General features: G+C 56.4%; 13 protein-coding genes. 7 read left to right on the top strand and 6 right to left on the bottom strand.

Annotation, left to right across the window (positions count from 1 at the left end; all coding sequences use genetic code 11):
* The 3 genes from B3Z49_RS08165 to B3Z49_RS08155 all read right to left on the bottom strand — a co-directional run.
* On the bottom strand, positions 1-739 hold a 739-nt coding region (locus B3Z49_RS08165), incomplete at its 3' end, for an ABC transporter permease (protein ID WP_296989792.1).
* Positions 740-743: 4 nt separating this feature from the next.
* Complete coding sequence (gene rbbA, locus B3Z49_RS08160; RefSeq protein ID WP_296989789.1) at positions 744-3539, bottom strand: ribosome-associated ATPase/putative transporter RbbA; 2796 nt, start codon at positions 3537-3539, stop codon at positions 744-746.
* An 11-nt stretch (positions 3540-3550) separates the two neighbouring features.
* The gene (locus B3Z49_RS08155) at positions 3551-4558 is read right to left on the bottom strand and encodes an HlyD family secretion protein (RefSeq protein WP_296989788.1); all 1008 of its coding nucleotides are present in this window, start codon (positions 4556-4558) and stop codon (positions 3551-3553) included.
* Positions 4559-4837: 279 nt separating this feature from the next.
* Between B3Z49_RS08155 and B3Z49_RS08150 the strand changes: the two genes are divergently transcribed.
* Positions 4838-5962, top strand: coding sequence for a metallophosphoesterase (locus tag B3Z49_RS08150; RefSeq protein WP_296989785.1), 1125 nt, complete (start codon positions 4838-4840; stop codon positions 5960-5962).
* Between the two features lie 25 nt (positions 5963-5987).
* On the opposite strand, the gene B3Z49_RS08145 is transcribed toward B3Z49_RS08150, so the two are convergent.
* Positions 5988-6518, bottom strand: a complete 531-nt coding sequence (locus tag B3Z49_RS08145; RefSeq protein WP_296989783.1) for a TetR/AcrR family transcriptional regulator — start codon at positions 6516-6518, stop codon at positions 5988-5990.
* 199 nt (positions 6519-6717) lie between these two features.
* Here B3Z49_RS08145 and B3Z49_RS08140 point away from each other — a divergent pair, with 199 nt between their 5' ends.
* Positions 6718-7725, top strand: coding sequence for a hypothetical protein (locus B3Z49_RS08140; protein ID WP_296989781.1), 1008 nt, complete (start codon positions 6718-6720; stop codon positions 7723-7725).
* A 60-nt stretch (positions 7726-7785) separates the two neighbouring features.
* Here B3Z49_RS08140 and B3Z49_RS08135 read toward each other — a convergent pair whose 3' ends face one another.
* A complete protein-coding gene (locus B3Z49_RS08135; RefSeq protein WP_296989780.1) occupies positions 7786-9096 on the bottom strand; it encodes an aspartate aminotransferase family protein in 1311 nt (436 codons plus the stop codon).
* A gap of 129 nt (positions 9097-9225) precedes the next feature.
* Between B3Z49_RS08135 and B3Z49_RS08130 the strand changes: the two genes are divergently transcribed.
* Positions 9226-10101 carry a LysR family transcriptional regulator gene (locus B3Z49_RS08130; RefSeq protein WP_296989777.1) on the top strand — a complete coding sequence of 292 codons (876 nt, stop codon included), beginning with the start codon at positions 9226-9228 and terminating at the stop codon, positions 10099-10101.
* 18 nt (positions 10102-10119) lie between these two features.
* On the opposite strand, the gene B3Z49_RS08125 is transcribed toward B3Z49_RS08130, so the two are convergent.
* On the bottom strand, positions 10120-10809 hold the full coding sequence (locus tag B3Z49_RS08125; protein WP_064780666.1) for a FadR/GntR family transcriptional regulator: 690 nt from the start codon (positions 10807-10809) through the stop codon (positions 10120-10122).
* 176 nt (positions 10810-10985) lie between these two features.
* Here B3Z49_RS08125 and B3Z49_RS08120 point away from each other — a divergent pair, with 176 nt between their 5' ends.
* The 4 genes from B3Z49_RS08120 to B3Z49_RS08105 all read left to right on the top strand — a co-directional run.
* Positions 10986-11783, top strand: coding sequence for an ABC transporter substrate-binding protein (locus B3Z49_RS08120; protein ID WP_120225001.1), 798 nt, complete (start codon positions 10986-10988; stop codon positions 11781-11783).
* An 83-nt stretch (positions 11784-11866) separates the two neighbouring features.
* Positions 11867-12538, top strand: coding sequence for an amino acid ABC transporter permease (locus B3Z49_RS08115; protein ID WP_008891419.1), 672 nt, complete (start codon positions 11867-11869; stop codon positions 12536-12538).
* Positions 12538-13278, top strand: a complete 741-nt coding sequence (locus B3Z49_RS08110; protein WP_296989770.1) for an amino acid ABC transporter ATP-binding protein — start codon at positions 12538-12540, stop codon at positions 13276-13278. The genes B3Z49_RS08115 and B3Z49_RS08110 overlap by 1 nt, the downstream gene beginning before the upstream one ends.
* A gap of 33 nt (positions 13279-13311) precedes the next feature.
* Positions 13312-14154 (top strand): aminotransferase class V-fold PLP-dependent enzyme (locus tag B3Z49_RS08105; RefSeq protein ID WP_296989768.1); only part of this gene is annotated, 843 nt, incomplete at its 3' end.

Raw genomic sequence — 14154 nt, 5'->3', positions numbered from 1 at the left:
CAAGCGACAGCATGCAGGCAATCAAAATCACCAGCCCGTTGGCCCAGACCTTTGCCAGCATGATCTCATAGGGATCCACTGGCATCACCAGAAGATGCTCGATCGTGCCATGTTCGCGTTCGCGGATCAGGGCCGCGCCTGAAAGAATGATCGACAGCATGGTGATCGCATTGATGATCTCCATCGTGCTGGTAAACCATTCGCTTTGCACATTCTGGTTATAGGCATAACGTGTCACGATGGTTGCGGCCTCTGTTCGGTTCTGCCCGGCCCAGGCCGATTTACCACCCAACCAGGTCGAGACTTCCTGGGCGATGATGTTACTGACATAGCCTTGGCCGATCCCGGCCTGCATCATCGCTGTGGCATCGATGTTAAGCTGCACTTCCGGATCGCGACCCGAAACCACATCGGCCTCAAAGCGCGGCGGGATCACCAGCACAAAGGTAAATTCGCCACTGTTCATTGCCGCATCAATATCGCGTTCGGCAATGCGCACCGGTTCCTGAAAGTACGGGGCCAGAAACGCATCCGAAATGCGCAGCGAAAGGGCCGATCCATCTTGATCGGCAATGGCAATCGAACCACGGCGCAAATCATGCGAAAAGCCGGTGGCGGCGTTATAAATCGCAAACGAAAACGCCCAGACAATCAGCGCCATAAGCACCATGTCACGTCTGAGGCTGAAAAGCTCCTTGATGCCAAGGCGATAGATATTGCTGATCCGTCTGCCAAGCATATCCTTACACCTCCTGCTTTTTGAGAAGCAGCATCGAAAGCACGGTCAATGCCGGGAAGAAAATCAGAAGGCTGATCAGTTCGGGATAAAGTTCCGCAAAACCAAGCGCCTTGGTAAAGGTGCCGACACTGATCGACATGAAATGCGATGTCGGGATAATGGTCGAAAGCACAACCGGCGCGCCTTCAAGCGAAGAAACCGGCTGCATCATCCCCGAAAACATCACCGATGGCACCATGGTCGCGATTGCTGTGCCAAAAAGGGCTGCGATCTGCGTACTGGTAAAGGACGAAATCAAAAGCCCCAATCCGGTGGTGGCGGTAACAAACAGGATCGCACCCACCAGAAGCGTCAGGCCATTGCCGCGCAACGGCACCTCAAACCAGAACAGCGCCATCGCCGTCATCAAAACAAAGTTGATCAGGCCAAGCCCGATATAGGGCAATTGTTTGCCCCACAAAAACTCAAGCTTGGAAACCGGGGTGACATAAAGGTTGGTGATCGACCCCAGTTCCTTTTCGCGCACAACCCCGACCGCCATCAAAACCGCGGGGATAAACATCAAAAGCAACGCAATAACCGATGGCACCATGGCATAGATGCTTTTGAAATCCTGATTATAGCGATAGCGCGTCTCGATGCGCATCGGCTGCCCTGAATCGGCAGTGCCGACATCGCGTTTGCGATGCTCTGCGAGATATTGGTTATGAATGCCTTCGACATAGCCATGAATGGTTTCGGCGCGAAATGGCATCGATCCGTCAATAAACGCCCCGATTTCCGGGCTGTCACCGCGCGCAACATCGCGCCCGAAGCCGGGCGGGATTTCAATCGCCAACGCAATGTCCCCCGAAAGCAACCGTGCCTCAAGCTCATCATTGCTCAGCAACGGTTCCTGCGCCTCGAAATACCGCGATCCCGAAAGGTTCTCGATATAGGTTCGGCTTTCCTGACTGCGGTCACGATCAAGTACTGCATAGGTCAGGTTTTCAACGTCAAAGGTAATCCCCCAGCCAAAAACCGGCATCAGGATGGCCGTGCCAATCAAGGCAAACATCAACCGGATCGGATCGCGCACCAGTTCCATCGTTTCGCGCAGGGAATAGGCCCATAAGCGCCGGAAGCTGAACAGTGACGCCCGCGCCGGTTTCCAGTTGGCCTTTGCATCGTCATCTGTGGCAAGCGCATCTGCGGCGGCAGGGGCGTCTGGCGCGCCTGCATTCGCGCCATCCGCGCCATCCGGGCCTTCCGCTTCTTCCAGATGGCTGATAAACGCGTCTTCAAGGGTGTCGCAGCCGCGCCCCTTGGTGATGGCACTCGGCGTATCGCTGATCAAAACCTTGCCGGCATGCATCAGCGAGATACGATCGCACCGCTCCGCCTCGTTCATGAAGTGGGTGGAGATGAAAATTGTCACCCCCTGATCGCGCGAAAGCTCGACCAGCGATTCCCAGAACCCGTCACGCGCCACCGGATCAACACCCGATGTCGGCTCATCCAAAATCAGGATTTCCGGGCTGTGAATGATCGCAACCGCCAGCGACAATCGCTGGCGCACGCCAAGCGGCAATCGTTCACTCAGATCATCAAGATAGGGGCCCAGCCCGAACCGTTTCGAAAGTTCCTCGATCCTTGGTGTGATCTTGTCCTTGGGCAAGTGAAACAGATGCGCATGCAGCTCAAGGTTCTGCATCACGGTCAATTCGGAATACAGCGAAAAGGCCTGGCTCATATAGCCAACCCGGTTACGCAGCGCGATATCCTGCCCATCGACCGGCTTGCCAAAAAGCTCGGCCGTGCCCTCAGATGCATTCAAAAGCCCGGTCAGCATCTTCATGGTCGTGGTCTTGCCACAGCCGTTGGATCCGAGAAATCCGAAAATCTCGCCTTTTTCAATCCGGAAGCTGACATCATCCACGGCAGTAAAATCACCAAACTTCTTGGTCAGATGTTCGGCAACAATCGCTGGCGTGTCGCCATGAATGGTGCGTTCTGGAATGTTCAGCTCATGATGGCCTTGGCGTTCTTCCTCGGGCAACAGTGCAATAAAGGCGGCCTCAAGCGTATCGGTCCCGGTGCGCTCCAAAATCTCGTCCGCTGTGCCGGTCGCAAGCACCTTGCCATCATTCATCGCAATCAACCGGTCAAAGCGCGCCGCCTCATCCATATAGGCGGTGGCAACCAGAACCGTCATCTGGCTTTGGGTTTGGCGAATGGCATCGATCAATTGCCAGAATTGCTGCCGCGACAGGGGATCAACCCCGGTGGTCGGTTCATCAAGGATCAGGATATCGGGATCATGGATCAGAGCACAACAAAGCCCAAGTTTCTGTTTCATGCCGCCCGAAAGCTTGCCCGCCGGGCGCTCGGTAAACGGATCAAGCCCGGTCGCGGCGACAAGCCGTGCTATGCGTTCATCGCGCTCCCGCTTTCCCTGACCAAACAGGCGGCCGAAAAATTCAAGGTTCTCGCGCACCGTCAGGTCCATATAAAGGTTCTTGCCAAGCCCCTGGGGCATATAGGCAATGCGCGGCAGGATCGCGTTGCGATGCTTGGCATCTTTCATCGATCCGCCAAGCGTCTCGACCGTGCCGTCCTGCACCTTGCGCGCACCCGAAATCAGGGCAAGGGCACTTGATTTCCCAACCCCGTCCGGGCCAATAAAACCCACGGTCTGTCCGGCCGGGATTTCAAGGCTGATCCCGTCAAGGGCGGCCACCTTGCCATATCGCAGCGTGACATCCTCAAGCCGCACGGCGACTTCTGATGTATCGCGGGAAGTATCGGTGCTGTCCACCATCTGGGCGCGCTCTATTGCGTGTTCTGACGCAGGGTGGCGTCATCAGGCACATTCGGGGTGAACGCCTCCGGCCAGTCGGTATGATCGGCCAACATGATATAGGCCTCACCGGGCAGGCCGGTTTTCACCCGTTTGATATGCTCGGCCAGCAATTCCGGGTCGATCCGCACCTTGACGCGAAACATCAGTTTGTCGCGCTCGGCCCGTGTTTCGACCTCGCGCGGGGTGAATTGTGCGTCATCGGCGACAAACGATACCTTGGCCGGAATGACAAAGCTGGGGGCGGCATCCAGAACAATCCGCGCTTCATTGCCAACAAAGGCCAATCCCGCCTGACGGGTCGGCAGGAACACATTCATATAGACATCGGTCAGATCAATCAGGGTGATGACTGGCCCGCCGCCTGCCAGAACCTCGCCCGGTTCGGCAAGGCGATATTGCACGCGGCCATCGCGCGGGGCTTTCAGGACCGAATCATCAATTTGCACCTGAATGCCTTCAAGGGCGGCGGATGCCGCCGAGACATTCATGCGTGCACTGACAAGGCGCGCCTGGGCCGCGGTAAGGGCTGCTTTTGCGACATTGCGATCCGCACGTCTCTGATCAAGTTGTTCGCGTGAAATGTTGTTGTTCTTGACCAGTTCCTCGGCACGCGAAAGCTGCTGCTCGGCAAAAGAAAGCTCGCTTTCGCGCTGAACAATCAGGGCTTCTGCCTCGGCAATGCCTTGCTCGGCACTGGCAAGCTCGGCACGGGCGCGGGCACGGTTGGCAACCAGTTCGGCGGTGTCCATCCGGGCCATGACCTGACCTGCGGTGACCTGATCACCTTCTTCGACCAGAACTTCCTCAACCCGGCCGGCATATTTGGTTGCCACCCGGATTTCCTCGGCCTCAATCCGGCCATTGCCCGATGCGATATAGTCAGGCAGGTCTGATTGCTGTGACTGCCAATAGGCATATCCACCCCCGGCGGCGGCAACCCCCACAAGAACGATCAACACGGCACGCAAGCTTTTCATTCCATTCTCCGACAACGGGGCGGACCAAGGCAGGGCGCAGGGACAGGGCACAGCGCGACTTGGTCAACAATTTCAACGAGTATTGCTCTTGCAATTGTGCAACGCAACACTCTCTGGAATGATCCTAGATGATCGAGATTGGTCGGGCTTTGATGTTGCGCAATCTTTTTTGAAAACCAATCACCTGTTTCAGACGTTTAAGTGAATGGTTGCGATTGTTCCGCTCGTTTCGGCTATATTGCGCGACGCCTCATTTATTTTCAAAGGATTGTCTGTCCGGTGCTGTTTTTTCACATCAATGTCGCTCTTGCCTGTTTGTATGTTCTTGTGCGTCACGTGCGCTATCTGGCATGGCCGCGATGGGCGAAGATCAGTTTTGGCGTGCTTTTGCTGATCGGATCCCAGCATCATCTGTATTCCCGCATCGCCTTTGGCAGCATGTTCTTGCCGGAATTCCCGCAGCTGATTGTTGTCGCGATCAACGTGGCATTCGGCGTGATTTTCTTCCTGGTGTGGTTCCAACTGGCCTATGACCTTATCGGTCTTTTGTTGCGCTGGGTGATCCTGCGCCGTAAACAGCACCCGCCAAAAATCCTGCGGACCGTCATGTCGTTTGCCGCCATCGCATTGGCCTGCTTTGGCGTGGCAGAGGGCATGCGCGTGCCCGACGTCAAGGAAATGGATGTCACCATCCGCGACCTTCCCGATGCGTTTGACGGCTATCGCATTGTCCAGCTCACTGACCTTCATATCAGCAAGCTCTATGAACGCCCCTGGGTGTCAGAGGTGGTTGAAAAAACCAACGCGCTGGAGCCGGATCTGATCGTGATCACCGGTGATCTGATCGATGGTGAATTGCCGCTGCGCTATGATGATGTGCAGCCGCTTCATGATCTTGTCGCCCCTGATGGCGTCATCACCATTCCGGGCAATCACGAATATTATTTCGGCTATGAAAACTGGATGCGCCATTATGGCGGGCTCAATATGCTCACCCTTGAAAACGGCCATATCGTGCTCGATCGCGATGGCGATCAACTGACCATCGCCGGCGTCACCGACCTTCGCGCTGGCAACACGGACCGACCCGAACCCGATGTTGCCAGGGCACTGGAAGGCAGCCCGGAAAATGCCCCGGTGATCCTGCTTGATCACCAACCAAAAATGGCCCGCGATGCAGCACCGCTGGGTGTCGATCTGCAACTTTCCGGCCATACCCATGGCGGCATGGTATGGGGCTTTGACAATATCGTTGCGATGCTCAATGGCGGCTTTGTATCGGGCATGTATGACATCGAGGACATGCAGCTTTACGTCAACAACGGCACCGCCCAATGGCCGGGCTTCGCCATCCGGGTTGGCGTGCCGGGTGAACTGACCGTGATCACGCTCCGCAAGGGCTAAGCGCCAAATCTCAGGTGCCCAACCCTTAAATCACGCCGCCCTCGATCAGGGCGGCAAAGCTTTTGGCTGCTTCGGACTCGTCACAATGGCCCGACAGCATGGTCATGGCAATCGCCTCTCCTGCGCCAATCAGGCCGACGCACCGCCGATGTAATTCATCATTGGGGATGGGGCTGTAGCTGGCAAGCGTGCTGGCGAACAGGGCGGTGTAGTCATCAAGTAATTCCTGATGCACCTGACCCAGCGCACCGCTCCCGGCCAGTGCTGCGCTAACGGCATGCCATTCCCCGCTACTGTCGGCGGAACAATGCATATAAGTTTCGGCCAACAGCTTTGCCGTCTGCGTCAGATTGCGCTCCCCTTCGGCCAAAGCTGCCCGCAGGGCAGTGCTTTGTTGCGCGTCGAGATGCCGATATAACGCATCGAGCAACCCGGTCCGCGTGCCGAAATGGTCGTACGCAATGGGCTTTGATACCCCCGAACATTCTGCAACATAGGCCAAAGTTAGCCGATCTGCCCCTTCTTCACGAATGATATCACGTGCGACATCAAGCATTTGGCGTCGTCTGTCTTCCCGTGATAAACGGCGGTTTTCCGGCCGGTATGCTGAGTCCAATGCAGGTTTTCCCATGATTTTTCCATGATTCTTCAGTCAGGGGCTTGCATAAGTTACCATAAGTAACTTACTTAAGGTAACTTACGTTTAGTAGCTTATGAAAAGTAAGCGACTTCTGCCTCAAATGAAAGGGTCTAAAATGTCAAATGCACCAATCCTCTTGCTCGGCGGTGCCGGAATCGTCGGTCGTCACACTGCGCATTATTTGCGCGATCAATTTCCGGATGTCCCATTGCTTATTGCCGGTCGAAATCTGGATCGGGCGCAAGCAATGGCCGATCAGCTCGGCAATGCCACGGCAGCAAAGGTCGATTTGTCGCGCGATGATTTGGGGCTCGGCGATCAAGCTGTTTCGGCGATGGCTGTGCTATTTACCGACACCATGGGCACGACGCTTCGTTTCGCGCAAAATCGCGGTATAGGTCATATCAGTATCTCGCCCGGCATTATCGAATTGGGTCCGGATGTTGCGGCTTACATAACGTCACCCGATATATCGCCAGTGGTTCTCGGCACCGAATGGCTTGTCGGGGCAACCACCATTCCGACCGTTGAAATCGCCCGGCAGTTCGACCGGATTGACGATATCGCGATTGGTGCCTTGCTAGACGAGCAGGATGATTTCGGCCCGGCTGCCGAACTTGACTATAATCGTCAAACCCAAACCCTGTCGGCCGCACTCGCACGGGTCGATGGTGAATGGCGCTGGTTTGTGGGGGAGGATACCAATACCTGTTTCCGAGCCATGGATGGCACCGAGATTTCCGCCAATATCTTTTCGCCAAATGATGTATTGGCCTTGGGCCACGCAACCGGGGCGCCCAACGTCCATTTTCGTCTGGCACTGGGAGAAAGCTCATCGCGTCGGACTGGCAAAGCACCGTCGACCGAGATCATCATCGAACTTGCCGGCATCGATTTGAATGGCAAGCCTCTAAAAACCCGTCATGCCGTTAGTCACCCCAAAGGTCAGATGCCGCTGACCGGGTTGGGGGTGGCCCTGGTGTTGGAACGTTTGGCTGGATTGGATGGCAATCCACCTACTGGGTCGGGCCTTTATTTCCCCTATCAGCTTTTGGACCCAACCCGTTATTTCGCACGCTTCAAGGCGATTGGCGGTCAGTTGACAAAACTCGCAGACGTTTGATTTTTAAACAAAGACAGCCCCGGCCTTTGTTGCCGGGGCTGTCTCGCATTGTTGTTATAACTAGCGTGCGTCAACGCACGCCTTCACGGCATCACCAATGATCGAAATGCCCTGATCAAGTTCCTCTGAACTGATGGTCAGGGGCGGGGCAATGCGGAACACGCCACCCATGCCCGGCATCTTGACGATATTCATGCTCAGCCCGCGCTTGAACGCCTCGGCCATGATGGCAGCCCCCATATCGTGATCGGGTTCGCGATTACCGGTCTCCTTGATGATCTCCATCCCCAAAAGCAACCCGCGGCCGCGCACATCACCGACGCACGCATACTGATCCTTGATCGCGGACAGCCCCTCAAAAAGCTGCGCGCCCATCTGGCTTGCGCGCGCGACCAGCTTCTCATCACGCACCACATCAAGCACCGTCAAACCAACCGCGGCGGGCAGGGGGTCGGACACGTGGGTGGTGTAAAACAGGAAGCCCTTTTCATAGGCGGCCTGTTCAATCTCCGGCGTGGTCATTACCGCCGATAACGGCAATCCCGCCCCGATGGTTTTGGACAATGTCAGGATATCGGGCGTGACGCCGTCACGCTGAAACGCAAACATGTCGCCGGTGCGCCCGATGCCGGTTTGCGCCTCATCCAAAATCAACAGCATCCCGCGCTCTTCGCATTTCTTCTTAAGGGCGGCGAGGTAACCTTTCGGCAGTTCAAGGATCCCGCCGCTCGATAAGATCGGCTCGGCGACAAACGCCGCCAGATTGCCCGTCGATTGCGCATCCAGAAGCTCGAACGCATCATCAAGCTCCGTCTGCCAGTCAAGCGACCCGTCAGGATGCTTGAAGCGCGGGCGAAACGCATTGGGTGCCGGAATGGCAAAGGATCCGACGGCGGCCGGGCCATATCCCTTGCGCCCAGCACTATAGGTCGCCGATGCCGCCACCCCGGTCATGCCGTGCCAGCTTTTGGAAAATGCCACGATTTCATGCTTGCCGGTGACAAGCTTCGCCATGCGAATGGCCGCTTCGTTGCTTTCGGCCCCTGTCGACAGGAACAAAACCTTTTCCAATCCCGGTGCAAGGGCGGCCAGCCGTTCGGCCAGCTCCACCACCGGCCGGGTCAGCATGCTGCTAAACAGGTGTGCGACGGTTTCGACCTGCCGCTGCACGGTCTCGACAATGCGCGGGTGGCCATGGCCCAGAACCGCTGACATCTGCCCCGATGTAAAATCAAGGATCGCACGCCCGTCCGCGTCATAAACATATGATCCCTTGGCGCGTTCAATGATCGCCGGATCAAACGGGCTGCCATACCGGATCAGGTGGTTATTTGCGCCTTCCCAAAAGGCGGCATCGTCGTTGCGTGACATGATCTTTTCCCTGTGCTGATCGCTTCATGTGATGGGAAAAGCCTATCTTGTGGCGCCAAAGCGGTAAAATTGATAATGCTTGCACTCCGATATCAAAAATATTGATGGCTGTAATGGACGGAGCCCCGCATGCAGGCGCTGCTTGATCTCAAACTGCTGACAACCTTTGTCCGTGCTGCCCATGCCGGGACGCTGAGTGCCGCGGCCATTCAGGTCGGTCGCACCCAATCAACCGTCACCATGCAGATCCAGCGTCTTGAAGAAGCGCTCGGCCAAAGTCTGTTTCATCGGTCGGGCAGTGGGGTGCGGCTGACCGGGGCGGGGGAACGGTTTCTTGGTTATGCCGAACGCATTCTCCGTCTGCATGATGAAGCGGTCTCAAGCTTCTCCGATCAGGGATTGCGCGGTGCCATTACCTTTGGCTGCCCCGAAGATTACCTGATTGCCTTTTTCCCGGCCTTGCTCAAAAGTTTTGGCGCAATCCATCGCGATATTGAAATCCGGGTGGTGTCGGCCCCGACGCCGGAATTGCAAAAACTCCTGCATGCCCGCCAGATCGACATGGCGCTGGTCTCCACCCCGGATATAACGCCCGGCGGTGACTTTATCCGCACCGAACAACTCGCCTGGGTCGGCAGTAAACCGACGCTGGAACTCCATGATTTCAATCAGAACACCGATCCGCAAAGCCCGATCCCGCTGGCACTGGCCGCCGCCAACGCCCTTGATCATCGATCTGCCCGCGATGCGATGGATGGCGCCAAACTGCCCTATCAAATCGCCTATGCCAGCAACAGTCTGGCGGGCCTGATCGCCGTGACTCGGTCGGGCTTGGCGATCAGCGTGATGATGCAAAAGGCGGTGCCGAGCGATCTTTTCATCCTGAAATCACCTTTGCCACCCTTGCCGAAACTGGGTCTGCGCGTCATCACATCGGAACTAAATCCAAGCCCTGCGATCGATGCCTTTGCCGATCACATCACCAAGATGCTGCCGTTTCTTTAGTGGAGGCGGTGGGGGAGGTCAGGTTTGCAACCCGGCACAACGCGCGGTGTTGCGGACATGGGCCTGCATTTCACGCCGGGCGCGTTCGGCGTCATTGTCACGCAGGGCGGCGATGATTTTGCGGTGTTCGCCGATGGAGGCGCGCATGCGTTCCGGGTCGGTGATCGGGATTGGCTGGCGCTGGGTTTCGGTGATCTTGTCGCGCACGGCCTGATAAAGTTCGCGCATCATGCTGTTGGAGCATGCCTCAACAATCGTTGCATGGAATTCCAGATCGGCCTCGACATTGGCGATCAGGTCCTGCTCGGCCCAGCATTTTTCCATGCGGTTGGTGGCGTCTTCCATCGCTTCAAGCTGGGTCGCGGTCAGGCGGCCACAGGCAAGGGCTGCGATTTCGCTTTCAAGGATCATGCGTGTCTGGAACACGTCAAAAACACTGTGGCTTTCCGAATAGCGCCATGGTGCCATGTCGGCTTTGGCGCGGCTGGCAGGGTCGGTAACAAAGGTGCCGCGCCCGGCTTCGGTCTTGATCAGGCCAAGGGTTTCAAGGGTCAGAAGTGCTTCGCGCAATGAAGCCCGGGAAATGCCGAATTTCTGCGCGAATTCGCGCTGGGATGGGATCTTGTCGCCCGGGGTAAGTTCCCCGTTCTGGATCATGTCCTGAATTTGGCGTGCGACCGTCTGCGGCAGCGGCGTGCGGTTGAACATTCCCTCGTGTCCTTCTTGCGTATTTTTTGCTCAGTTGTCGGTATCAAAGCAAATCTGACTCATTTTTGCACAAACAATCTTGCACGTATCATCCAAATATGTTTGTCTGGCCTGACTGGTCTGACCAGTTAGACCAGAAGTATCTCAGGGTAGGCTAAAAACACAAGGAAATCATAATGAAGTTTCTCAACTTTCTGACGTCCAGCGTCGTTGGCGGCGTTCTTGCCGTGTCCTCACTGGCATCCGCAAACGCAGCAGACCTGACCGTTGGTGCCAATATCGGCAATGTGCCGTGGGAATTCGAAGAAGCTGACGGCACCGTGGTCGGTTTCGAAGTCGATCTCGTCAACGAAATCGCAAGCCGCCTTGGCAAGTCGGTCGAGTTCGTCAACATCCCGTTCAACGGCCTGTTCCCGGCGGTCCAGTCGGGCCGCATCGACATGGCGGTTTCGTCCATCACCATCACCGACAAGCGCCTTGAGTCTGTGACATTTGCACAGCCTTATTACGACAGTGACCAGTCCCTGACCGCCACCGCAGAAGGCGGCGTCACCGGCCTGGCTACCATGGATGGCAAGGTTGTTGGTGTTGATACCGGCTCGACGGGTGATATGTGGGTCACCGCAAATGGCGGCGAATACGGCATTGCCGATGTCCGCCGTTACGAGGGCCTGTCGCCAGCCATGCTTGATCTGCAGGCCGGTCGTATTGACGGCTATGTAAGCGACATCCCGGCATTGCTCTATTACGTCAAGGACAAGCCGGCCCTTAAAGTGGTCGAGCGCATCACCACCGGTGAAAAATACTCGATCATGTTTAACAAGGATGCGGCCCTCGCAACCGAAGTTAACGACGTTATCACCGAACTGAAAAAAGAAGGCTTCATCGCCGGTCTGCATGAAACCTGGTTCGGCGCAACGCCAGAAGACACCACCTCGACCGTTCAGGTCCTTGATATGCCGACCCTTAAATAATCGCGCATATCGCTGATCATCCCTGCCGACGATACCAATCCGTTTCCGGTGTCGTCGGCGGGGCAACCTGACCTGGTGGTAAAATGGATTTATTTTCGACTTTCTTTAACATTCCCGTCCTGATGCAAAGCCTGCCGCAATTGATGAACGGCCTGCTTGTTACCATCGGGATTGGCGCAACCAGCATCATTGCAGGTCTGATCGGTGGGCTGTTTCTGGCCGTGCTGCGGCTCTATGCCGGGCCGGTGGTGACCGGACTTGTGCGGGCCTATATCGATGTGTTTCGCTCGATCCCGCTTCTGGTTCTGCTGATCATTGTGTATTACGCGCTGCCCTTTGTCGGCATCAGGCTGTCGCCCTTCTTCTCGGCCGTCACCGCACTCACACTGGTCTCCGCGGCCTACACCGCCGAAATTTTCCGTGCCGGGATCGAAGCCATCCCCAAGGGCCAGTTTGAAGCGTCCGCCGCCCTTGGTCTTTCAAACCGCTACATTATGACCGATGTCATCCTGCCGCAGGCGATCCGCATCGTCATCCCGCCGCTGACCAATAACTGCATCAATGTGCTCAAGGACACCGCGCTGGCATCGGTCGTCGCCATGCCCGATCTGCTCAAACAGGCGACCCAGGCACAGGCCCTTTCCGCCAACCCGACGCCGCTGATCGGTGCAGCCGTGATCTATCTGATCCTGCTTCTGCCGATGGTGCGCTATGTCGCGCATCTTGAAAAACGTTTTAGCCGCGGGAGAAGCTGATGAAAGCGCCATTGATCAAAATTTCCAACCTGCGCAAGACCTATGGCCAGTTCACCGCCCTGCATGGCATCAATCTTGATATCGCGCAAGGAGAAGTGCTGTGCGTTGTCGGCCCGTCGGGGTCTGGCAAATCAACGCTTATTCGCTGCATCAACCATCTCGAACCGTTCGAGCAAGGCAGCGAAATCACCGTTGATGGCATTCCGGTGCGTCCCGGGCCTGACCTTGATCAGGTCCGTGCCGAAGTCGGCATGGTGTTTCAGTCGTTTAACCTGTTCCCGCACATGACCGTGCTGCGCAATGTCATGCTGGCCCCGATCCGGGTCCGCAAAATGTCAGAGGCCGATGCTGAAAAACGCGCCCGCGATCTGCTGGAACGTGTCGGCATTTCGGTTCAGGCAGACAAATACCCGGCCCAGCTTTCCGGTGGGCAGCAACAACGTGTCGCCATCGCCCGTGCCCTTGCCATGGAACCGCGTGTGCTTCTGTTTGATGAGCCAACCTCTGCCCTTGATCCCGAAATGGTCGGCGAGGTTCTCGATGTCATGAAAAAGCTCGCCGGGACCGGGGTTACCATGGTCGTGGTCACCCATGAAATGGGCTTTGCCCGTCAGGTTGCGGACCGCGTCCTGTTCATGGATGGCGGCGCGATTATTGAGGCCGGAACGCCAACTGAAATTTTCGATGCCCCCAAAGAAGAACGCACAAGGAACTTCCTCCACGCCGTTCTCGACCATTAAAATAAAAGACAAATCAACCGGAGGATGCCTTCAATGGCAGATCAACGCACCCTTGATATGGACTATGTCCACAGCCAGTTTCCAGCCCTTTCCAATGGCTGGACCTTCTTTGACAATGCCGGCGGATCGCAAATCCTGTCCAAGGCATTGGACCGCATCAATGCCTTCCTGATCGAGCGCAATGTGCAGATCGGCGGCTCCTATGAAGTCTCGCAAAAGGCGGCCGAAGCCCTTCTGGATGCGCGCAAGTCTGCCGCCCAGCTGGTCAATGCGAGCCGCCCCGAAGAAATCATTTTCGGCGCCTCGACCACGGTTTTGCTGCAAAACCTCGCGCGCGCCATGCGCAGCCAGTTCAAACCGGGCGACGAGATTGTCGTTACCATCGGCGATCATGAAAGCAATATCGGCCCGTGGGTCGCACTCGAAGAATTCGGGGTTAATCTGCGTTTCTGGGAACCCGATGTCAAAACCGGGCGTCTCAGCCTTGATGGCCTCAAGGCTGCGATGAGCGACCGCACCAAACTGGTCTGCGTCACGCACGTTTCCAACATCATTGGCGAAATCAACCCGATCCGCGAATTCGCCGATTACGCCCATAAAAACGGTGCAAAAATCTGTGTTGATGCCGTCGCCTATGCGCCGCACCGCGCAGTGGATGTAAAGGCCTTTGACGCCGACTATTATGTCTTCAGCCTCTATAAAACATACGGCCCGCATGGGGCGATGATGTATGGCAAGTATGACCTGCTGCTCGAGCTTGATACGCTCTATCACTACTTCTACGGCAAGGACAAAGTCCCCGGAAAGCTCGAGGCCGGCAACCCCAGCTATGAAATGGCCTATTCGGTCTGCGGCATTGTCGATTACCTGACGGAG

Source organism: Thalassospira sp. UBA1131 (assembly GCF_002311515.1).
In the GTDB taxonomy this organism is placed as follows: Bacteria; Pseudomonadota; Alphaproteobacteria; order Rhodospirillales; family Thalassospiraceae; genus Thalassospira.
The sequence above is the reverse complement of the archived record's forward strand: the minus strand, read 5'-3'. Positions and strand labels throughout refer to the sequence as shown.